At 55.6% G+C, this 19,835-nt stretch carries 18 protein-coding genes and 1 tRNA gene; 9 read left to right on the top strand and 10 right to left on the bottom strand.

Features of this window, described 5'->3' with window-relative positions; genetic code table 11:
• Positions 1 to 6: 6 nt before the first annotated feature.
• Positions 7 to 360, bottom strand: coding sequence for an arsenate reductase (glutaredoxin) (gene arsC, locus ABNH10_RS09245; protein ID WP_349385668.1), 354 nt, complete (start codon positions 358 to 360; stop codon positions 7 to 9).
• Positions 361 to 451: 91 nt separating this feature from the next.
• On the opposite strand from arsC, the gene ABNH10_RS09240 reads away from it, so the two are divergent.
• The 7 genes from ABNH10_RS09240 to ABNH10_RS09210 all read left to right on the top strand — a co-directional run bounded on the left by ABNH10_RS09240 (position 452) and on the right by ABNH10_RS09210 (position 6,564).
• The gene (locus tag ABNH10_RS09240) at positions 452 to 1,741 is read left to right on the top strand and encodes a YihY family inner membrane protein (RefSeq protein WP_349385667.1); all 1,290 of its coding nucleotides are present in this window, start codon (positions 452 to 454) and stop codon (positions 1,739 to 1,741) included.
• A 14-nt stretch (positions 1,742 to 1,755) separates the two neighbouring features.
• Positions 1,756 to 2,034 (top strand): acylphosphatase, encoded by a 279-nt coding sequence (locus ABNH10_RS09235; protein ID WP_349385666.1) that lies wholly within the window; start codon positions 1,756 to 1,758, stop codon positions 2,032 to 2,034.
• Positions 2,034 to 2,909 (top strand): alpha/beta fold hydrolase, encoded by an 876-nt coding sequence (locus tag ABNH10_RS09230; protein WP_349385665.1) that lies wholly within the window; start codon positions 2,034 to 2,036, stop codon positions 2,907 to 2,909. Before ABNH10_RS09235 ends, ABNH10_RS09230 begins: the two co-directional genes overlap by 1 nt.
• A 124-nt stretch (positions 2,910 to 3,033) precedes the next feature.
• The gene (locus ABNH10_RS09225) at positions 3,034 to 4,542 is read left to right on the top strand and encodes a fumarate hydratase (RefSeq protein ID WP_349385664.1); all 1,509 of its coding nucleotides are present in this window, start codon (positions 3,034 to 3,036) and stop codon (positions 4,540 to 4,542) included.
• A gap of 387 nt (positions 4,543 to 4,929) precedes the next feature.
• A complete protein-coding gene (locus tag ABNH10_RS09220) occupies positions 4,930 to 5,220 on the top strand; it encodes a hypothetical protein (protein WP_349385663.1) in 291 nt (96 codons plus the stop codon).
• 218 nt (positions 5,221 to 5,438) lie between these two features.
• On the top strand, positions 5,439 to 5,609 hold the full coding sequence (locus ABNH10_RS09215; RefSeq protein WP_349385692.1) for a DUF2164 domain-containing protein: 171 nt from the start codon (positions 5,439 to 5,441) through the stop codon (positions 5,607 to 5,609).
• Between the two features lie 235 nt (positions 5,610 to 5,844).
• Positions 5,845 to 6,564, top strand: a complete 720-nt coding sequence (locus tag ABNH10_RS09210) for a haloacid dehalogenase type II (protein WP_349385662.1) — start codon at positions 5,845 to 5,847, stop codon at positions 6,562 to 6,564.
• A gap of 355 nt (positions 6,565 to 6,919) precedes the next feature.
• On the opposite strand, the gene ABNH10_RS09205 is transcribed toward ABNH10_RS09210, so the two are convergent.
• The 3 genes from ABNH10_RS09205 to ABNH10_RS09195 all read right to left on the bottom strand — a co-directional run bounded on the left by ABNH10_RS09205 (position 6,920) and on the right by ABNH10_RS09195 (position 11,550).
• Entirely contained in the window at positions 6,920 to 8,125 is a 1,206-nt protein-coding gene (locus ABNH10_RS09205; protein ID WP_349385661.1) for a hypothetical protein, read from the bottom strand.
• A gap of 257 nt (positions 8,126 to 8,382) precedes the next feature.
• Positions 8,383 to 11,043 (bottom strand): efflux RND transporter permease subunit, encoded by a 2,661-nt coding sequence (locus ABNH10_RS09200; protein WP_349385660.1) that lies wholly within the window; start codon positions 11,041 to 11,043, stop codon positions 8,383 to 8,385.
• Between the two features lie 75 nt (positions 11,044 to 11,118).
• Positions 11,119 to 11,550, bottom strand: a complete 432-nt coding sequence (locus ABNH10_RS09195; RefSeq protein ID WP_349385659.1) for an SRPBCC domain-containing protein — start codon at positions 11,548 to 11,550, stop codon at positions 11,119 to 11,121.
• Positions 11,551 to 11,761: 211 nt separating this feature from the next.
• On the opposite strand from ABNH10_RS09195, the gene ABNH10_RS09190 reads away from it, so the two are divergent.
• The gene (locus ABNH10_RS09190) at positions 11,762 to 12,781 is read left to right on the top strand and encodes an AraC family transcriptional regulator (protein ID WP_349385658.1); all 1,020 of its coding nucleotides are present in this window, start codon (positions 11,762 to 11,764) and stop codon (positions 12,779 to 12,781) included.
• A 149-nt stretch (positions 12,782 to 12,930) separates the two neighbouring features.
• The gene (locus ABNH10_RS09185) at positions 12,931 to 13,995 is read left to right on the top strand and encodes a transporter (protein ID WP_349385657.1); all 1,065 of its coding nucleotides are present in this window, start codon (positions 12,931 to 12,933) and stop codon (positions 13,993 to 13,995) included.
• A 100-nt stretch (positions 13,996 to 14,095) separates the two neighbouring features.
• On the opposite strand, the gene ABNH10_RS09180 is transcribed toward ABNH10_RS09185, so the two are convergent.
• The 6 genes from ABNH10_RS09180 to ABNH10_RS09155 all read right to left on the bottom strand — a co-directional run bounded on the left by ABNH10_RS09180 (position 14,096) and on the right by ABNH10_RS09155 (position 19,608).
• A tRNA-Thr gene (locus ABNH10_RS09180) sits at positions 14,096 to 14,171 on the bottom strand.
• Between the two features lie 343 nt (positions 14,172 to 14,514).
• Positions 14,515 to 14,940, bottom strand: coding sequence for a peptide-methionine (R)-S-oxide reductase MsrB (gene msrB, locus ABNH10_RS09175; protein WP_349385656.1), 426 nt, complete (start codon positions 14,938 to 14,940; stop codon positions 14,515 to 14,517).
• Positions 14,941 to 14,965: 25 nt separating this feature from the next.
• Positions 14,966 to 15,592, bottom strand: coding sequence for a peptide-methionine (S)-S-oxide reductase MsrA (msrA, locus tag ABNH10_RS09170; RefSeq protein WP_349385655.1), 627 nt, complete (start codon positions 15,590 to 15,592; stop codon positions 14,966 to 14,968).
• A gap of 87 nt (positions 15,593 to 15,679) precedes the next feature.
• A complete protein-coding gene (locus ABNH10_RS09165; RefSeq protein ID WP_349385654.1) occupies positions 15,680 to 16,822 on the bottom strand; it encodes a CaiB/BaiF CoA transferase family protein in 1,143 nt (380 codons plus the stop codon).
• A gap of 57 nt (positions 16,823 to 16,879) precedes the next feature.
• Entirely contained in the window at positions 16,880 to 17,488 is a 609-nt protein-coding gene (locus tag ABNH10_RS09160) for a hypothetical protein (protein ID WP_349385653.1), read from the bottom strand.
• A gap of 116 nt (positions 17,489 to 17,604) precedes the next feature.
• Positions 17,605 to 19,608 carry a neutral/alkaline non-lysosomal ceramidase N-terminal domain-containing protein gene (locus ABNH10_RS09155; protein ID WP_349385652.1) on the bottom strand — a complete coding sequence of 668 codons (2,004 nt, stop codon included), beginning with the start codon at positions 19,606 to 19,608 and terminating at the stop codon, positions 17,605 to 17,607.
• Positions 19,609 to 19,835 lie beyond the last annotated feature (227 nt).

The raw sequence follows: 19,835 nt of genomic DNA, 5'->3' as shown, positions 1-19,835 counted from the left end.
GGCGATTTAGTCCAATAACGTCAGGGCGTTTTCCGGTGGGCGGCCGAGAACGGCCTGATCCCCTTTAACGACAATGGGGCGCTCAATCAGTTTCGGGTACTGAGTCATGGCGGTAATCACATCGTCATCGTTGCTCTGCGCGGTGAGTCCTGCGGTTTTATAATCCGCTTCCTTGTTGCGCACCAGATCATGGGCATGGGTGAACCCCAGCTTGGTGATGAGGCTTTTCAGGGTAGCGGCATCGGGAATATCGTCTAGATACTTTATGATGATGGGGGTAATACCCTTTTCTTCCAGCAATGCCAGAGTCTGCCGAGATTTGGAACAGCGTGGATTGTGGAAGATAGTGTAGTCGCTCATGGGATTGCATATCCTGTGTCGTAACGCTGCTATTGTAAGCTGCACAGGGGTGGTGGCAAGGGTACGGTCAATGAGAAAGGATCCGAAGTGTATGCACAATGAGCAGCCGGTAATTCCGGTGAAGGCCCGTTTAAATTCCATCAAGGCATTTTGGGGGCTGCTGGTGCGGCAGTTTAATGAAGATGGCTGCCGGCAGAGTGCGGCGGCGCTAACCTACACCACATTATTTGCCATCGTTCCCGTGATGACGGTGAGCTTTGTGGTGCTCTCCTCCGTGCCGGCGCTGCAAGGCAAGAGTACTCAACTCCAAGAGTGGGCGTTTGAGTATTTTGTTCCCTCGGCGGGCAACATGCTGCTCGATCACCTGCAGTCCTTTGCCAAACAGGCCACCAACCTCACCGGGCTGGGCATTGTGTTCCTGGTAGTGACGTCAGTTTTGATGCTAAGTACCGTCGAGCAAACCCTGAACCGTATATGGAAAGTGCAGACGCCGCGTAAAGGGCTGGTCAGCTTGTTGATGTATTGGGCGCTGTTATCACTGGGGCCGATTTGCCTGGGGCTGGGTCTGGCGATCACTTCCTATCTCACCTCACAAGCTATTTTCAGTGACACGGTCAGTTATCTGGGCGGGGTGCGATTGTGGCTGGCTGTGCTGCCGTTCCTGTTCACCACCGCCATGCTGACGCTCATGTACACGGTGGTGCCCAACACCAAGGTGCCGTTTCGGCAAGGGATGTTAGGGGCGGCGATGGCGGCGCTATTGTTCGAATTGGCGAAAGGGGCCTTTACCTTTTTTATCAAACAGGCACCCAGTTACCAGGTGGTGTATGGCGCTTTCGCTGCCGTGCCGGTGTTTCTGCTGTGGATTTATATTTCCTGGACCATTGTACTCGGTGGTGCGGAACTGGTGCGGGCATTAGTGGTGTTTCACGAACACCGGCGCCAGGTGCCACGCATGCATGCCCTGGTGCGTTTGCTCAATGTTTTCTGGCAGCGTCAACAGAATGGCCAGGTGCTGCGCAGCAAAGAAGTTCGCCAAGTGATGCAGGACTCGGGTATCAGCCAATGGGATGAATTTCGCAACCTGTTAGAGGATGCAAAATTAATCCGACGCACTGAAGAGGGCGGCTACATCCTCAGCCGCGATCTGCGTAATATATCGTTGGGTCAATTGGTGGCCATGCTGCCTTGGCCTGCGCATATCCAGCTAAGGGTTAGGCAACCGCCCGAGCCATTACCTTGGGAGGAAGCATTAAAGTCACGCATGGATGAGGCCCGGGAAGGCATGATGGCACCCTTGGATATCAGTCTGGATGCATTGTTCAGTGCCCCATCCGCAGAGAAAGAGCGGCACCCTGAGCAACAGAGCCGCAACGATTGACCACGGGGGAAGCCATGACGACGAAGCATGTACTGGTGAGTGGTATTGTGCAGGGTGTAGGCTACCGGGCCTGGGCCCGGCAGGAAGCCACCCGTCGCAACCTCACGGGTTGGGTTCGTAACTGTGCTGATGGCCGGGTGGAGGCTCTGCTAGAGGGCGAAGCCGATGCGGTGGACGACATGCTCAATGCCATGCATCAAGGTCCGGCCTTGGCACAGGTGGACAGAATTCTGGTGGAAGAGGGCAATAATGATGACGATGGCCCCCGTTCCAAGCACTTTGAGGTGACGTGATGAAACAGGTTGAGCTGGTCAATGGTGATCTGCGTTTTCCTGCCTTGATGGCTGGTAATGGCGAGCCGGTTATTTTGCTACACGGTTTTCCCGATACCTACGAAAACTGGGCGGTGCAGATTAATGCCTTGGCGGATGCGGGGTATACGGCTATCGCACCGGCTCTGCGCGGTTACTCCCCCGGCTGCCAGCCGGGCAATGGCGACTGTTCCCTGTATGCCGCTGTGGATGACCTGATGGTGTTTGCCGCTCAGTTAGGGGGGCGTGTGCATTTAATCGGCCATGACTGGGGCGCCGTGGTGGGTTATCTGGCCTGTGCCCAATCTCCGGAGACTTTCTGTTCGTTTAGTGCCTTGGCTATTCCGCCGGTGCGTCGCATTCCCCAAGCTCTGCTAAAGGTGCCGGAACAGGTGTTATTGAGCGGCTACATGCAGTTTTTCCAGCTGCCGCTGGCACCGGAGGCCTGGCTCAAGCGAGGTGATCTGGATGGCGTGGCAACATTATGGCAACGCTGGTCGCCGGATTGGGAGCCGGGGCTTTATCTGGACAATGCCAAGCACACCTTGGCTGAGCCGGGGGTAATTCCCGCTGCGTTATCTTGGTATCGGTCATTGTCCAAAGTGTGGAAAAAAGAACACCGTCAGGTTAGGGGTTGGTTAGGCTTGGATATCGCTACGCCTACCCAGATTTTAATCGGCGAAAACGATGGTTGCATGAGCCCCAAGTTGCTGGAACATACCCTTGTGGAAAGTGACTTCAGTGGCGGCGTGGAGCTTCAGGTACTGCCCGATGCCGGGCATTTTTTGCACCTAGAGCAGCCAGAAGCGGTCAACCGCCATCTGATTCGATTGCTCAATAATACCCAGTGCGAATGAAGCCACTGCCTTAATGTGGCGAGTGGCAGGGGGCGGGTAGTACTGGCGTTCCCTCCGTTGATTTTCGCCCCCTTCACACTCTGCGCTATACTACGCGCCCTATTTTCCCAGCAGGAGTAATCCCATGACGGTGATTCGCCAGGATGACCTGATTCAGAGCGTGGCAGATGCCTTGCAGTACATCTCTTACTACCACCCGGTGGATTTCATCCGCGCGGTGAAAGAAGCCTATGAAAAGGAAGAGAGCAAGGCTGCCAAGGACGCCATGGCGCAGATCCTGGTCAACTCCCGCATGGCGGCCATGGGCCGCCGGCCCATTTGCCAGGACACCGGTATCGTAACCGTGTTCGCCAAAGTGGGCATGAATGTCACTATCGAAGGCGACATGAGCCTGGATGACATGATTAACGAAGGGGTGCGTCGCGCCTATAACCACCCGGACAATGTCCTGCGTGCCTCGGTGCTGGCGGACCCGGACGGCAAGCGTGCCAACACCAAGGACAACACCCCCGCGGTGATTAACTATTCCATCGTTCCCGGCGACACCCTGGAAATCGACGTGGCGGCCAAAGGTGGCGGCTCCGAAGCCAAATCCAAATTCGCCATGCTCAACCCGTCTGATTCCGTGGTGGATTGGGTGCTGGAACAGATTCCCAAGATGGGCGCCGGCTGGTGCCCGCCGGGCATGCTAGGTATTGGTATCGGCGGCACCGCCGAGAAAGCCATGCTGATCGCCAAAGAGTCCCTTATGGACCCCATCGACATCCACGAGCTGCAGGCCCGTGGCGCCCAGACCCGCTCTGAAGAGCTGCGCCTGGAACTGTTCGAAAAAGTGAATGCCCTCGGTGTAGGCGCCCAGGGCTTGGGTGGCCTGACTACCGTACTGGACGTGAAAGTGGTGGATTACCCCACCCATGCGGCCAACAAGCCAGTAGCCCTGATCCCCAACTGTGCGGCTACCCGCCACGCCCACTTCATTCTCGATGGCTCCGGCCCGGCAGACCTGAAAGCGCCGGACCTGGAAGAATGGCCGGACATCGCCTGGGGCAACGACGAAGGCGCCATCCGTGTGAACCTGGATACGGTCACCCCGGAAGAAGTGCAGACCTGGGAACCGGGCGACACCTTGCTGCTGTCTGGCAAGTTACTCACCGGTCGGGATGCCGCCCACAAGCGCATGGTGGAAATGCTGGCCAAGGGCGAGAAGCTGCCCGTGGATTTCACCAACCGCTTTATCTACTACGTAGGCCCGGTGGATCCGGTGGGTGATGAAGTGGTCGGCCCGGCAGGCCCGACCACCGCCACCCGCATGGACAAGTTCACCCGCACCATGCTGGAAGAAACCGGCCTGATCGGCATGGTGGGTAAAGCCGAGCGTGGCGACACCGCCATCGAAGCCATCAAGGACAACAAGGCCGTATACCTGATGGCCGTGGGCGGCGCTGCCTACTTGGTCTCCAAAGCCATTCGCAAATCCCGCGTAGCGGCGTTTGAAGATCTGGGTATGGAAGCCATTTACGAATTCGAAGTGGAAGACATGCCCGTCACCGTGGCCGTCGATTCCACCGGCGAATCCGTACACAAGACCGGCCCGGTCATCTGGAAACAGAAGATTGCTGAAAAGAGCGCGTAGTAGGGATTACCCTGCTTGGCCACAAAAAAGCCGCGCTTTCTGCGCGGCTTTTTTGTGGCCAAGCAACACGGAAAACCCGAACCGCCAAAAACAAAGCCTGTGCCCCTGTAGTAGTCCCTCAAGAGGGACTACTACAGGGGCACATAATCCGATAAACCTGACAATCAGCCCTCAAACCTTAACTTCCCCACTAACCTGATTTTCCCGACCTAAACCCGGCCTTTTTCACCCGCACACAAGTTAAATATGTAGGATATGACTTACAGATTTTTGTAAGTTGCTGAGATAAAGTGAGTTTTCATATTCTGCGATGCAAGAAAAGCTAGGTGAGAGCAATTCTTCGCTGTGGTGTAAGTGATTGACCGGAGATTGTTAAGAGACGAGAAAATGAGCAGATCTGTATGGTATATTCCAATAATAGCATTGACTCATTTCGCACTCTTTATGACAACGTTTCTCTTGAGCTTTGGCTATGAAATGGAGCTATTTGACACTAGCGATGAAATTTCACAAATAGAAAGCGTACTGCACATGGCTTATCTCGTGCTGGCCTTTCCCTTGGTTACTTTGATTTCAAATCTGGAAAGTATGAGCTTCCCCGACCTATGGGGTTACGTGCCAATACTGGCGAACAGTTTTCTATGGGCATTAGCGCTTTCTCAAGGCATAAAAAAATAACGAAAATGGGCATGCCATAACAATCGGTAAAATAGGGTCAGGCCTCCCGTGTGCCCACTAAGTATGGGTTCTGGGGAGTTAGGGGACCCCGCAGGGCAGTTCTTGCATCGTGCTCCAAAACCTTCTTCGGCAATGAGTAAAACATGACAGAAATCACCTTTAGCCAAGACCAAAAAGCCCGCATGGTGAGCAAGATAAAAACGTACTTTGAAGACTAACTGCAGCAGGAAATCGGCGGGTTCGAGGCGGATTTCTTGATTGATTTTTTTGCCACGGAGCTGGGACCGCATTTCTATAACAGTGGCCTTTTCGATGCCCAGCAGGTGCTCACCGAGAAGATGGCAGAGGTCAGCTATGTGATGCAGGAGCTGGAAAAGCCGGAAGTGTAGGGCGATCTCGGCAGGTCCGATCGTTACGATGGTCAGCTTTGCTGTGGGTTAGAGAGGTATCAGCCAATCTCGGGAACTTTCCCTTCGCAGGCCCCTCCCACCACACAGACTGGCCTTAAATTTGCTAGCCTGCCAACACAGGTATTGATTTCCCCCAGAGGTACCTTTTATGCCCGGACGCCTGTTAACGACATTCTCCCTTTTTGTGGCCCTTTTCTTTCTTGGAGGCAATGGCATGGCTGACACGACCCCGCAAGGCGCTACTGCAGGCGGTGAACCGCCTAAGCCCAAGGTCATCATTTTTGATGTTAACGAAACCCTGCTGGATCTGGAGTCCATGCGGTCTTCGGTGGGTGACGCGCTGGGTGGCAAGGAAGAGCTGTTGCCGCTGTGGTTTTCGACCATGCTGCACAACTCTCTGGTAACCACGGTAACCGGGCAATACCACGACTTTGGCCAGATCGGCGTTGCCTCGCTGCTGATGGTGGCAGAGAACAACGACATTGCCCTGAGTGAGGAAAAGGCGGAGAACGCCATTGTGTCCACCATTCTCAGCCTGCCGCCGCACCCTGATGTGAAGCCGGGGCTGACGGCATTGAACGAGCAAGGCTTCAAGATCGTTAGCCTTACCAACTCGTCGAACAACGGGGTGAAGACCCAGTTTGAGAATGCTGGCTTGACGGACTTCTTTGAAGCCCGCTATAGCATCGAGGATATTAAGGTCTACAAACCCGACCTTCGCGCCTATGAGTGGGTGTTGGATCAGCTTGGGGTGAAGCCAGAAGAAGCCTTGATGGTGGCGGCCCATGGCTGGGATGTAGCTGGCGCAAAAGAGGCGGGATTACAAACGGCCTTTGTGGACCGGCCGGGTAAAGCGCTGTATCCATTAGCGAAGAAGCCGGATTACGTGATCAAGGATCTTGGTGAGTTGGCCGATATTATGAAGGCCAAATAAACTGGGCCAGCGGCGATATGCCGCTGGCCGCTAGTCCATCAGAAACCCCGGCTCGGGCCTTTGCTGTAGAGGTGCTCGGCTGGGGTTTTCTTTGCTTGGAGAGGGGGGGGTAGTTCGTATTCGCGGTGGAGCCACCGCTCCTGCAAAGCACACACACTTGCCTGTGTCTGCCTTTGAAATAGGTCCGGGGAGCCCGGCCCCGTCCTTGGGGCGCGGAGATCAATCAGCAGGCTTTCCTGGGGTCACAGTAATGAAGGCCTGTGGGCTACCCGGACGATCAATATACTGTTCATTTGTTCAGTGGTCAATGAAAGAGATGTAGTGGGTTGCGAGGACAAGCTCCTCCGGGTTTTGTTTACTGAACCAGTTCGCAGGCCATGTGGGAGTATTTCTTTTCTGCCTGGCTACGACACACGTTGGCGCCGAAAGAGGGGATCCGATCGCAGGCTTTAAACGCGGCGTAACGTTTGGCGCATTGGGCGACAATATCACTCATGCCGTCTTGGCCCGCGGGCCCCGCTGGCGTGTTGGCTGCGGTCGCGTTGGTACTGGCAATGGCGGGCCGGGCAGAGCCGGCTTGGGCACTGGCGCTGGCATCAATCATGGCAGCGATGAGGCTAGAGGGCAGGCCGCCTTCCTTGAGCATGGCGATTTCGTCACTGTTGAATACCTTGTAGGGCTGGTTGGCAGCGCGGATACGTGAGGCCAACAAGGTGGTGTCTTCGTCATGGGATAGTCGCAACACGTCGTAGACCTTCATGTCTTGCGGGCCGAGGAACCAAATGTCGTATTCATCGGGCAGGTAGACGATGTAAGCACTGTCTAAAGCAATATTGTCGCGGTGGTAGGAGAGGGCGTGGCTGCTGGGGGCCAGTTCTGCCAAACGACGCAGGGTTTCCATACGGAAGAAGGAGTCTGTGTTGTTTTTTAAATATTGGCGGTAGGCCTCTGCGCTGCCCGCAGAGACCGCGTTTTCATAGTCTGCCTGCTGTATTTGGATATATTGCTGCAGGGCCTGTTTGTGGCGGTTGAGCTGGTCATCGGCCATGACTTTGTATTGTGTTTTACCCGGGCTGCCGAACATATAGGCGGTGGGTAGCATGGCGATGGACGACCGGTACGCAACGGGCTCTCGATTTTGAAATAGCACCTGGTTTCCGGCTTTCACTTCCATGACGGTTTCCCCTTTGGTGTTAACCCAGGAAGGGAGGATGCCGAGCGTTAGAAGGTAGCTGAGGAGCGTTAGTGAGCCGCTATCTTTGCTGTTGTCGTTACGGATGCTGACGGTGAGGTCTTGCCCTGATTTAGCAAACCAACGATTCACCTCCGCGGTGGCCACCTCGCTAGGGTATTGGCGAACGCTGGGTGAGGCATAGCCTCCGGGCAAGTTCAGATGGATGTCTGCTTGGCCGGCGAAGCTCTTAAGTGCCTCAGGTGCCGGTGCCGGGCCGGCCAGTTGTCCTTGGTGCGGTATGTAGTGGGTGCCGGTGCAGCCGGTGATCAGTACGCAAAGCAATGCCGTCGACCAGAATGCTACTCTGGCGCCTGAAATATAAAACATTTTGATGTCCCCATTCCCGCTGTTGTGTGCCGGGCCCCCGCCCGGTGCCTACTGATGGCATTCTGCCATTTTTTGGCCAAAAAAATAGGATTAATCGTGTTGGCACCCTGGAGGAGATTGCCTTGTGCAATTTTCTCCCTACCGTGGGGAGTGCAGGTTATGAAGAAATATGAAGGGTAGAGGGGCTTGCCTGTCAGCGATCGCCGGTTGGGGCAATCGCTTGCAGGCAAGCTTCCGTGGTGGGGCGGGCCGGGGTCTTAGCCAGCCTTTAGTTTCGGTTTTACCGTAATCAACAAAGCGGGCAACAGGGTCAGGTTGCTGAGCAGGGCGACCAGCATGGCCAGGCCGGTGAGCAGGCCGAAGTAGACGGTGGGGTTGAAGCTGGATAGAGCCAAGATGGAGAAGCCGGCAATGATGGTAAGCGAGGTGTAGTACATGGCTTTACCAATAGAGCCATGGCAGCGCTTCATGGTGGCCACGTAGTCGTTGTCTTTTGGCAGTTCTTCATGGAAGCGATGAATGTAGTGAATGGTGTCATCCACGGCGATGCCGATGGTGATGGCGGTGATGGTAATGGTCATCAAATCCAGTGGCAGGCCGATCCAGCCCATCAAGCCCAACACAAGTGAGGCGGAAATCAGGCTGGGGACCATGCTAATGAGGGCGACGGGGAGGCTGCGGAACAGGATTAATAGCATGAACAGGATAGCCGCAAAAACGTAACCCAACGTTTTGATCTGTGAGTCGAACAGGCTTTGCAGCATATTATTGTAGAGCACCATGGCGCCTGTGAGGTGTACTTGCTCCGGCTGCAAGCCGAAGTTATTTTCCAGATCGGAGCGGATTTTCGCCAACAATTCGTTGCGGTTCAGATTCTTGTCGGAATCGATTACCCGTATGCTAATGCGTACCTGGTTACCGTCGTCGGATAGGTAGGGTTGGACTAGCTGGTTGCGTAAATCTTCCGGGATAAAACTGGCCAGCAGCATCAGTTGCACATAGCTGAGTGGGCGCCCATTGAGTTTTTCTGCTACCTCATAGGTAGTAGCAATGGAGAGCACCTTGCCGGTTTCTGGTAGAGACTCTAGATAATTCTGAATATCTACTAGCTGTTTCAGCCGGGCAGGGGTAAACCAGTAGGCCCCTTTGAGCGGGTTAGGTTCAGCTTTCTTAGGTGTAGAGGCGAAGGGGTCGGCGTTGGATTCGGTGACAAAAGGATCGTTGTCGGCAAACGGATCGGCACCGTCTGTGGCGAACGAGTCGCTGTCTGCGAAGGGGTCTGTGTTATCCACGTCGTTAGCGCTACCAGATGCAAACGGGTCGCTGACCTCGTCGTCTACGCTGGCGCCATCCCAGCCCGTGGCGGGTTGCTCCAGAGCGGCTTTCTGCGCCGCTGTGGCTTTGGGCGCATCGATAACGATATCCAGCGGAGTGGTGCCGCCTAGCTTGCGATCAATCTTCAGCATGCCCTGATAAATTTCCGTATCTTTCTGGAAGTAATCAATAAATCGGTTTTCCACGGTGAGGCGGCTTATTCCCCACAGAGAGGCGGCAATCACACCCAGGGCAAGCAATAGCAACAGCGGGCGGTGGCGTTCGGTAAAGCCGGCAAAGGCCAGGGTTAGCTCGCGGCTGATGTCGCGGCCTTGCCGGGGGGCGCCGGCAGACAGCGGTGCCAGCAGAGCAGGAAACACCAGAAAGCAGACGATCAGTGATATGCCCAGCCCCAGGGTCATCATCCAGCCGAAGTCGATTACCGGGCGAATGCCACTGATGACCAGTGAGGAGAAGCCCACCATGGTGGTCAAGATCATGTAGATGCTGGGGCGCATCATGTGGGCGGCGGTTTCGCGGATCAGCCATTTTTGGCTAGCCTGCGGGTTTTCTTCGTGCAGTTCACGAAAGCGCACGGTGAGGTGAATGGTGATGGACATGGTGATGATCAGCAGCAAGGAAATATAGTTGCTACTGATGACGGACACTTTCCAGTCCATCCAGCCCAGCCAGCCGGTAACGGTCAGTACGGTGACGCCACAGCAGGCCAGCGGCACGATCACCCAGCGGGGGCGGCGGAAGATCAGGAACAGGGTAAGGATCAGAAAGATCAGCACGCCAACGCCGAACACTTTCAGATCGGAACGAATAAAGCGCACTAAGTCGGTGGTAATCATGGGTACGCCGCCCAGGAACAGGTTGGCCTCGCTCCGGTAGCCATCCATGATGTCGCGTACCTGGTCGATTTCACCGGCAGTGCGTTGCTGAATCTGGCTGCTGTAGTCACTGAAGGCACGGCTGGCAGCCGCTAGCTCTTGCTGGCCTTGTTCATCCAGTGCGCCGTTGTCTTCCAGCTCGCGCAGGTCGTTGCGCTTGTAAAGCAGATCGAAATATTTCTGATCCCGTTCGAAGCTCACCATCAGGGCGGTGGTGTTGCCGTCATCGCTGACCAGCAGGTCTTCGTAGAGCGGGTTTTTATCGGTGAACTCTTTCTCAGCCAACGACAGGTCTACGCCTTCGCTAGTGAGGGTGCGATATTCATTGGCTAAGTCACTGAATTCCACCTGGGGGCTGAACAGCAAGGGCACATCCAACATGCTGTAGACCGAACTGACCCGGTTTACCTTTTTGAGTGCCTGCTGTAAGGATTGCAGGTGTTCCAAGCTGCCCTGCTCGAATAACGGTTTGTCTTTAGGGCTATAGGTAATGACGAGGAAATCACTGCCGCCATATTGTTTGGCAATTTTTCGGTAATACTGCAGTGCTGAGTCATTTTCCAACACCATGGAATCCGCTGACGCGTCGATCTTGAAATTGCGGGCCTGGGTTCCGGCAATGCCGCATATGAGCACCAGCAGCACGAGCCAGAAAACAGGGTGTGCCAGTACGGCCCGGCAATAGGCATTAAACAATCGATGGGTCATGGTGTGTCCGGTCAACGTTCAAGAGGTTGGCAAAAGCGCAGGCCTGATGCTCAAGTATCGGTACGGCGGGGGAAATCAGAACATAGCCGCGTATTCTGCCGCGAACCGCGTATCGAAACGATGAATCAGTTTGCCGGCGGGCCAGGTCAGCAAGGTCATCAGGCCTTCGCTCCACTCTTCCTGGTGTACCCGACACCCGCCTTGTTCGTCGTCGATAAAAGTGAAACGGTGGATGACGCGGGCAAAAGGTAGCTGCAGGCCCCAACTGATACGTTCGTTCTCTTTGTACTCCAGCACTTTCACTATCACGGGCGCCGGGGGCAGGCGAGGCAAGTCGGCCACAAACAGCAACAGGGCGCCGGGGCGCCAGCGACCGTTGAGTAACCGGGCGTGGCGGACAACCGAGCACCAGCTTGACCAGTTGTCAGCATCGGCAAATAGTTTGAAAGCCTGTTTGCGCGAAGCGCGAGTGTCGGTGACTTCGTCGACCAGATAACGTTTTAGCATGCTGTATCCGTGTTTTTATTGGGTTAGGCGCTTCTTGCTGAAGCGCGAGGCACACACCGCTGCGTACGCGTGCGACATTCGAGTGTTTCAAAGGCACTAGATTACGCACAGTAGGCATCAACCTCCAGTCGGTAAAATGGGTCAATTCAGTGGGGGAGTGGTTGACCTGCCGGGGGAGGTTGCTAGTTTCGGGTGATCACGTGGAGTCAGCATGACAACAACATTGTTACCGGCGTCGATTCTGCCGGGGCTTCTTGAAGTCTCGTTACGCAACCAGCTGGATGTGCAGGCCCTGTTTGAACAGGTGGGCATTGATGCCGATATTGTCGGCCGCAGCGACCGATTTATCAGCTTGAGCCAGCTTGATGCGCTGCTCTATGCCGCTTTCACGGAAAGTGATGATCCTCTGTTCGGTTTGCATGTGGGGGCGGATAATCACTACGGAAACTTGGATCTGTTAGGCAATCTGATGGCGACTGCCAATACCCTGGAGCAGGGCATTGGCATGCTATTTCGCTACAAGGATTTGGTGGTTCCCTATCTGGATTTTACACTTGATCTGCAGAGCAAAAGTGTTCAGGTATCGGCGATCAGCAAAGACCCCTCCCTGCGCTTTACCGCCACGCGGGCACATAACGAAGTGGTAGTGGCAACCATGTTGTCTATAGGGCGTTCACTGCTGGGCGCCGATATGCCGCTAACGGGTGCCAGTTTCCTGCATGGCCAGCCCTTGCCCGAAGAGCTGGAAAGTTATGGCGCTTTTTTTCAGTGCCCGCTGCTGTTTTCTGCCGGTCAGAACGCCCTCCAGTTCAGCGCCGAGCTGCTTGGCTCGCCGTTGCCTCGGGCCTACCCGAAATACAATGAACGCTTACGCCGCTCTGCGGATCAGGTGTTAGCCGGCCTGTCTCGTGCGGCGGGCATGACTGGGCGGGTGGTGAAACAGCTGGAACGGTTACTTTCAGAGCATGCGGTGAGTATGGAAGCGGTAGCTGATGCGTTGGCCGTGACACCAAGGACGCTTCAGCGGCGCCTTCAGGAAGAGGGTACACGGTTCGCGCAATTACGTGATCAGGTTCGTCACCAACACGCCTGTAAAGCCCTGCGCCAGCCACGCTGTAATATGCAGAGCCTGGCCACTGAGCTGGGCTTTTCCGATACCGCCAACTTCTACCATGCCTTCAAGCGCTGGCAAGGCTGTGCGCCAGGCCAATACCGGAAGGGGGAACAGTAACGAGAGCGGTAATAAACACCGAAAAGCATAAACAGATGCTTTCCTTTAGGATTAAGGCTTCCCTTGAAACAGGTGTGGCATTTTGCCGCATTGGCATTTACGGCTTAGCTCGTATCCTTGCGCCGTTGATCCAATACTGGGGAAAGACCATGTCTCGTTTTGCCTATTCCGCTGTTGCGCTTACTTTTCTTGCTGCCAGCCCCGTAGCGTTCGCCCACTATGATGGTGTCCGGCCTGACAGCCATGCGCCGATTTCAGTCATGGGTGATCATACTCATAGCAAGGGTGAGTGGATGCTTTCGTATCGATATATGGGCATGGGAATGAGTGGCGCCAAATCCGGTAGCGAGTCACTCAGCACCGATGAGGCATTCGGGGAAATCCCGGGCATGGGGTCGATGAACATGAAAGCGCTGCCTTATGACATGACGATGCATATGCACATGCTGGGTGCCATGTACGCGCCTACCGATAACCTGACACTCATGGCGATGCTGCCTTACAGCACCAACGAGATGACCACCAAAACCCGCATGACCATGATGGGTACCACCACCCAGGATGAATTTGATACTGAAACTTCCGGAATGGGTGATGCCAGCATTGGTGGCCTTTACAAGTTCTATGACGACAATGGTTATCGCCTGCACCTGAACATGATGCTGGGCCTGCCCACCGGTTCTATTGAGGAAGAAGATTACATCCCAATGGCGGGCCAGGATTTGCAACTGCCTTACCCCATGCAACTGGGGTCTGGTAGCTATGAGGTTCGCCCAGGCCTTACCCTAAACAAGCAATACGATAGTTGGAGCTGGGGCGCGCAGATAAGCGCTAAAATTGCCTTGGACGAGAATGATCAGGACTACAAGCTGGGATCGCGTAAGTACTTGACTGCCTGGGCTGCCAAGCCTCTTTCTCCATGGGCGTCGGTGTCACTGGCTGCGTATAAAAGTTGGTGGACCGGCATTCATGGTGGCGCTGAAGACCTGACCATTTCGCCGATGATGAATCCGGCGGCAGACCCGGATGTCAAAGGTGGGCAGCGTTTGGATATCGGCGTGGGCGTTAACTTGCTGGCACCCCAGGGCAGCTTGAAAGGGCATCGCCTAGCGTTCGAGTATCTGGCGCCTGTGCATCAGTCCCTGCATGGCCCCCAGATGGAAACGGATTACACCTTCACCGTGGGTTGGCAAAAAGCTTTCGGTGGGAAGTAGCGCTTGTACGGCTAAGATAGAGCTGGAATGGGCGAAAGGCGCTCGCTTGCCACAATAAAAAAGCCGTTCTTGATTGGGAGCGGCTTTTTTGTATCTGAAATGGTGCCGGAACGCGGAATCGAACCGCGGACCTACTGATTACGAATCAGTTGCTCTACCGACTGAGCTATCCCGGCATGCCTGTTTTGCAGGCGGGCGCTAGTTTATCAGGCCGCCGGCTGCAGGCAAGCAGGAATCACGCTTACTGTTTTATGCCGGCCAGTTTGCGGGCGTGCCACTTTTGCATTCACACCTTAATGTCACGTCAAACCTGGATGCGCTGCTGAGCTTGAGGCCGGCTGCTCCGAGCGATACCGCCGTTTCTATGAGGTACGAGGTGCGAGCCGCCCAGTTTTCAGTGCTCTTGTATCCTGAAAAGCCTCTTTTGGCGAGGCTCGGGTGCACACGTTGAAAGGTGCCTCTGCAGCGCGGTGAGTTGGCCGACCGCGCAGCTAAGAGTAGCGCTCCTTTGACGAGACGTTACGCCTTGAATGTCAGGGACGCAGAATTCAGGCAGTAGCGCTGGCCAGTGGGTGGTGGGCCATCGGGGAACACGTGACCCTGGTGGCTATCGCAGCGGGCGCAGCGGATTTCCACGCGGAGCATGCCGTGGCTGCGATCACTCAGTTCACGGATGTGTTCTGGATCATAGGGTTGATAAAAACTGGGCCAGCCGGTGCCGGATTCGAACTTTGCATCGGAAGCGAATAGCGGCAGGTCACACAACTTGCAGTGATAAGTGCCGGCGTCTTTATTATCCAGCAGCCCACCACAAAACGGCGCTTCCGTGCCCTGATTGAGCAAGATACGGCGTTCGTCTTCGGTCAGCGTTTGTGCGCGGGCCTGCTTCTCTTCTTCGCTCAGGGGCGTCAGGTCAAAGCCGCTGGCGGACAGTGCTTGGGTCATCAGGCACTCCCTTGGATTGGTCTCGTTAAGGTGTTCGTGATTTCAGTTTGTCGGGGAAAGCATGAATCAGCTTTTCCACTTTGGGCTTGGCTACATGTGTAACATACCCTTGGGTTGGATTTCGACGGGCGAAATCCTGGTGGTAGTCCTCTGCGGGAAAGAATGTTTCCAGAGGCTCCACGGTGGTGGCGATGGGGGCAATAAAAGCGCCGGCATTGTTTAGTTGTTCGATGTAGGCCTCGGCCACGGTTTTCTCGGCATTATCATGATAAAAAATCGCGGAGCGATACTGGGTGCCTCGATCGTTGCCCTGGCGGTCTTTCTGGGTAGGATCGTGGGCCACAGAAAAGAACACTTTCAGTAACTCGCCAAAGCTTATGACGGCGCTGTTGTACTCCACTTCAATGACTTCCGCATGGCCGGTGGTGCCGGTGCAAACGGCGTCGTAATTGGCCCGAGCGGCATGGCCTCCCGCATAACCGGATACCACCGCATTGACCCCTTCAAGATTTAGATAGACCGCTTCAACACACCAGAAGCAGCCGCCAGCGAGTACCGCTTTGGCGGTGCCATTGACGGGCAGATCTTCGATAGGGTCAGGGAAGTTTTCCGGGTGAATGGCCAGGGATGTGCCGGGGATTACTGCGTTCATGGTCCCTCCAGTGGGGAATGTCACGCCAGCCGGGCTTGTGGCCCAGCTGGGGTAATATCAGTGTGACCAGAGGAGCGGTAACAGGGATCAGTCCTGCTTAACGGCGCCACTGGCAATCAAGCTATCAATGTCACTGTCACTGAAACCGGCTTGGCTCAATACCGCGCGGCTGTCGGCACCAGCGGTGGAGGCAGGTTTGACCTCGCCAGCGGCGGTGCGTGAGAAGCGCGGGGTCGGTGCCGGTTGTGCGGCACCGTTGACGGAAACAAACGACTCTCTAGCCACGTTATGCGGATGCGAGGGCGCTTCTTCAAGGCTGAGTACCGGTGCAAAACACACATCGGTGCCTTCCATGAGGGCGGACCATTCATCTCGAGTCTTTTGTTTGATGACAGCGGCCAGCTTTTGTTTCATTTCGGGCCACTTGGGCGGATTGATCTGGTGGCCGAAATCCTCGGAAGGCAGCTCAGCAAGCTGACACAGTTGCGCATAGAACTGCGGCTCGATACTGCCGATGGAAACATATTTGCCGTCGGCGGTTTCATACACTTCATAGAAATGGGCGCCAGAATCCAGCATGTGGGTGCCGCGATTGTCGGTAAACATGCCCTGGGATTTGAGCCCATAGAACATGGCCATGAGGGCGGCGGAGCCTTCCACCATGGATGAATCCACCACCTGACCTTTAGCGCTACGCTGGGCTTCCAGTACGGCGCAGACCATGCCGAAGGCGAGCATCATGCCGCCGCCGCCAAAATCACCCACCAAGTTGAGCGGAATAGCGGGTTTTTCGCCTTCACGGCCCATGGCATGCAGGGCACCGGACAAGGAGATGTAGTTCATGTCGTGGCCGGCGGCTTGGGCCAGTGGGCCGGTTTGGCCCCAGCCGGTCATGCGCCCGTAGACCAGCTTCGGGTTGCGCGCCAGGCATTGTTCCGGGCCCACGCCCAGGCGCTCAGTGACACCGGGGCGGAAGCCTTCGAACAGGCCATCGGCGGTTTCACACAGTTTGAGGACGGTTTCAATGCCTTCGGGGCTTTTCAGGTCTACGGCTAGGTTTTGGCGGTTACGAAAAAGGACGGTGTGGCCAATAGCGGAATGGGGGTTGCCGCCGGGACGGTCGATGCGAATGACGGTGGCGCCCATGTCGGCCAGCATCATGCCGCAGAAGGGGCCGGGGCCAATGCCGGCCAGTTCGATGAAAGTCAGTCCGTGGAGTGGGCCTGTCATAATGTTCATTTCCGTTGTCAGAGTCCGTTTTACCGTTCCCTGACAGACGTGGGTCAATCAGGGAACAAGAGCGTGTTCGCGCAAGGTGCGACGCAGGGCCGAGCATTGGCTTTTGGCAATGGCAACGGCGTTGCTGGCTTCGTGGGTGGTGGCGATACCCGTCCACAGAGGTTTGCCTTCGGCGTTGATCAGCTCAGCGCCATGTTGCCGCAGGGCGTCTGGAACCTCGGCTTTTGCCAAGCCTCCGCGAATCCCGACTTGCCAAGTCGGTTGCACGTCGCCGGCAGATTGGTCCATCGGGTTAAGCTGGTTGCCTGCCGCTGGCGGTGCCGCCGCATCGATCAGCAGGTGGGTAAGCTCAACTACCAGAATCCGCTCTACATCGTTTTCTTGCGCCCAGTTGAGGATGCTTTCTTTTCCACCTTCATACCATAACGGTAATTCCTGATGGCTGAGCAAAACGGTCAACGAATTACTTGAAAATATATCTTTGCAGGTCAGTTCCCAGGTTTCGCGAATGTTGCCTTCCGGGGTGTGCGCAACCAGCAGCAGGGTGCCCAAAGGTGGGTGGGTGTCGTCGTCGGTGAAGCGGGTGGTTACGTCCGTGGTGCTGGCGCAGCCGGCAACGAGTAGGGCAGGTAACAGGTATCGGAAAAGCGATCGCATGGAAATCTCCGGCGGCGAATACGGTGCCTTCAATGGCTTGGCTTTAGTGTAGCAGTGCTACAGAGGCGCCACATCCACTGGAGCACAATCTTTTACCCGTGCTTGTTATCTGCGCGCTATGGAATCGCAGGGGATAGGGTCGTTGGGCCGCTGCGGGTTGCGGCGATAGCAAATTTGCAGCCAGTGTGCGTTTCCTCTGTATCCGCGTACCAACGTATTTCGTACTCATCTTGCGCTGTTCCCTGTCGCTGCCATTGCAGTTGCAATGCTGCGCCGTCGTCGGTGGCGACAGGCTGCCCCTGACAGTGAATGCCCAGGTGTAGTGAAGTGAGAGCCAGCCGCTCAGCGGGTGTCGCGAGCAGCGTTATGCGCCAGTAAGGGCCGGAAGCGGGTTCGCCCTGCTGCAGCTCGGGTTGGCCTTGCCACTGCAGCCCAGCAGGGGGGGTGGCGGCTTGCTTCCTTTCTGGAAAGTACTGATGAGAGAGCAGCGAAAAGGTCTGCTTGCGGGGAATATCGAGGATATCACCTGACTGTTGCATGTCTTGGCTTAGGTGAACGCTCTGGCCAATCAAAAAATCCAGGGTATGTGGGCCGTAGAGTGTATGGCCACCTTCATAATATTGCCGTTGGTACTCCTCTGGGGTAGCAGCATAGCCAAAGTAGCCGTTGGCCAGGCTGGAAACTTCTACTTTCCAGGGAGTGCCCACAGGCAGGGTATCGGCAATCGCGCTGCGTAACCGGTTGCCGCTTTCCAAAGTGACCTCCCAAGGCAGTGGAACCAGAACTAGCTCATTAACGCGAATAATCTGGAACAGCGCTTGATGAGGGAAACGTTCTTTGGGGAGCAATAATTGCAGCTTGGAGAGCATCCACTGTTTTACTCCCTGGCAGTTATCGGTGAAGAAACGGCGGGGCCAGTCTTCTTTCAGGAAAGGTAAATAAGAAATCGGGAACACTTCGTCACCGTTGGCTGCGCCGGCCACGGAGGCGCCAACAATGGCGCGCTCACAGAGCCCGAACCGTTGGGTGTCAATTTGCTCCAACACATTAAGCTGGCGGCTCGCCACAGCGGTATCCAGTTCGCGGGTAAGTTGCCCAGCCAAAGAGTGAAACAGCTGTACTGCGTGCTCACCCAGTGCCACGCCGATGCGCTGGGCCTCTAGGTCGCCGCGTTGGCCTTCGTGCCAGGCCGGATTGTTGTCTGCATGAGTCGCCTGGGCGGCGCCGTGGATAAAACCGGGGGCTGTTGTGGTGAGTTCGTCTTCCAACACACCGCTGATCCAGTGCCAGACATCCGCATGGTAGGGGCGGGTAAAAGGAGGAATGGCGGTGCCATGAATAGAATAGAGGCTTAAGGCGCCGGCAGGCACAAACGTGTCCCCTTGTCGTTGGTCAATACGTAGCAGCGTCATGGTGGGGTTCACTGCCATGATCGAGTCATCGTCTTGGAGTTGGCGGCCAGGGAAATTGTTCGCCCAGGCCGCTAAAGAACGATTACGAGTATAGCCGCGGATATCACTTTGGCCGACCGCGAAGCGGGCTTCTTGCCGGGAGGAATAGGCCTCAATAACGGCGTCGGCGATCTGTTTGCTCAGGAACGCGAACAGAGCCGGATCGAAGCCAGGTTTGTTGCTGCCAAATACATTGTAGAAATCGCTGCCGAGATATTGGCCCGGGCCGGAATGAGTGTGTGTCACCAGTAGAGAGAGTGCGTGGGCTGGAACATCGGTTTTTTGTGCAATGCGCTCTGCCACACGGTGATGAAGCGGCAGAGAACCGGTGCCTAGATCTAATTGCACAATGGCCATTGGCGTTTGGCCGGGGGCATGGAGGTAAAACGCCCGCGCCTTCAGGCGGGTGCGAAAGCCGTCTGCTGCTTTGGCCCAGGCGGAATAGCCAAATTTGGGCATGCCTATTGGTGGGGTAATATCGCGTTCTGCAATACCAGCCACGGGGTGGGGATTTTGGCTGGCAGATAGCGGCGGTGTCAGCGTGATATCCAGCTGCTGGCGTGGGAAGAATAGAAAGGGCCAAGCGGTATGGGCCAAGCCAACAATAACGATGAGCACGCCAATAGAGGCTAACCAGCGGCAAATACATGATGAGCGGGTAACAGACATAATTGGGGGCTTTTATGATTTTGTACCAAAGTACCTACTTGGCAATGTTGGCGCAAATGAGCGAGTTCTGTCGCTGAGCGGGCGTAAAGGATACGAGAAGTTACGCTTGGATACAGAAAGTAAGACCATCGACTGAATCACAACATTATTCCAACGTAACGGCACCGGACCTCTATTTTTTTTTCTTCCCCCACCTATTCCAATGGTTGCACAGATCATTCGTACCC

The sequence above is a fragment of the Alcanivorax sp. genome (assembly GCF_040119285.1).
Lineage (GTDB): Bacteria > Pseudomonadota > Gammaproteobacteria > Pseudomonadales > Alcanivoracaceae > Alcanivorax.
Note: the sequence above shows the minus strand (reverse complement) of the source record. Positions and strands in the feature narration are given on the sequence as shown.

What these genes read in the sequence shown, in the direction of transcription:
- arsC (WP_349385668.1), bottom strand. Translation starts at nt 360, where the DNA reads ATGAGCGACTACACTATCTTCCACAATCCACGCTGTTCCAAATCTCGG.
- ABNH10_RS09240 (WP_349385667.1), top strand. Translation starts at nt 452, where the DNA reads ATGCACAATGAGCAGCCGGTAATTCCGGTGAAGGCCCGTTTAAATTCC.
- ABNH10_RS09235 (WP_349385666.1), top strand. Translation starts at nt 1,756, where the DNA reads ATGACGACGAAGCATGTACTGGTGAGTGGTATTGTGCAGGGTGTAGGC.
- ABNH10_RS09230 (WP_349385665.1), top strand. Translation starts at nt 2,034, where the DNA reads ATGAAACAGGTTGAGCTGGTCAATGGTGATCTGCGTTTTCCTGCCTTG.
- ABNH10_RS09225 (WP_349385664.1), top strand. Translation starts at nt 3,034, where the DNA reads ATGACGGTGATTCGCCAGGATGACCTGATTCAGAGCGTGGCAGATGCC.
- ABNH10_RS09220 (WP_349385663.1), top strand. Translation starts at nt 4,930, where the DNA reads ATGAGCAGATCTGTATGGTATATTCCAATAATAGCATTGACTCATTTC.
- ABNH10_RS09210 (WP_349385662.1), top strand. Translation starts at nt 5,845, where the DNA reads ATGGCTGACACGACCCCGCAAGGCGCTACTGCAGGCGGTGAACCGCCT.
- ABNH10_RS09205 (WP_349385661.1), bottom strand. Translation starts at nt 8,125, where the DNA reads ATGTTTTATATTTCAGGCGCCAGAGTAGCATTCTGGTCGACGGCATTG.
- ABNH10_RS09200 (WP_349385660.1), bottom strand. Translation starts at nt 11,043, where the DNA reads ATGACCCATCGATTGTTTAATGCCTATTGCCGGGCCGTACTGGCACAC.
- ABNH10_RS09195 (WP_349385659.1), bottom strand. Translation starts at nt 11,550, where the DNA reads ATGCTAAAACGTTATCTGGTCGACGAAGTCACCGACACTCGCGCTTCG.
- ABNH10_RS09190 (WP_349385658.1), top strand. Translation starts at nt 11,762, where the DNA reads ATGACAACAACATTGTTACCGGCGTCGATTCTGCCGGGGCTTCTTGAA.
- ABNH10_RS09185 (WP_349385657.1), top strand. Translation starts at nt 12,931, where the DNA reads ATGTCTCGTTTTGCCTATTCCGCTGTTGCGCTTACTTTTCTTGCTGCC.
- msrB (WP_349385656.1), bottom strand. Translation starts at nt 14,940, where the DNA reads ATGACCCAAGCACTGTCCGCCAGCGGCTTTGACCTGACGCCCCTGAGC.
- msrA (WP_349385655.1), bottom strand. Translation starts at nt 15,592, where the DNA reads ATGAACGCAGTAATCCCCGGCACATCCCTGGCCATTCACCCGGAAAAC.
- ABNH10_RS09165 (WP_349385654.1), bottom strand. Translation starts at nt 16,822, where the DNA reads ATGACAGGCCCACTCCACGGACTGACTTTCATCGAACTGGCCGGCATT.
- ABNH10_RS09160 (WP_349385653.1), bottom strand. Translation starts at nt 17,488, where the DNA reads ATGCGATCGCTTTTCCGATACCTGTTACCTGCCCTACTCGTTGCCGGC.
- ABNH10_RS09155 (WP_349385652.1), bottom strand. Translation starts at nt 19,608, where the DNA reads ATGTCTGTTACCCGCTCATCATGTATTTGCCGCTGGTTAGCCTCTATT.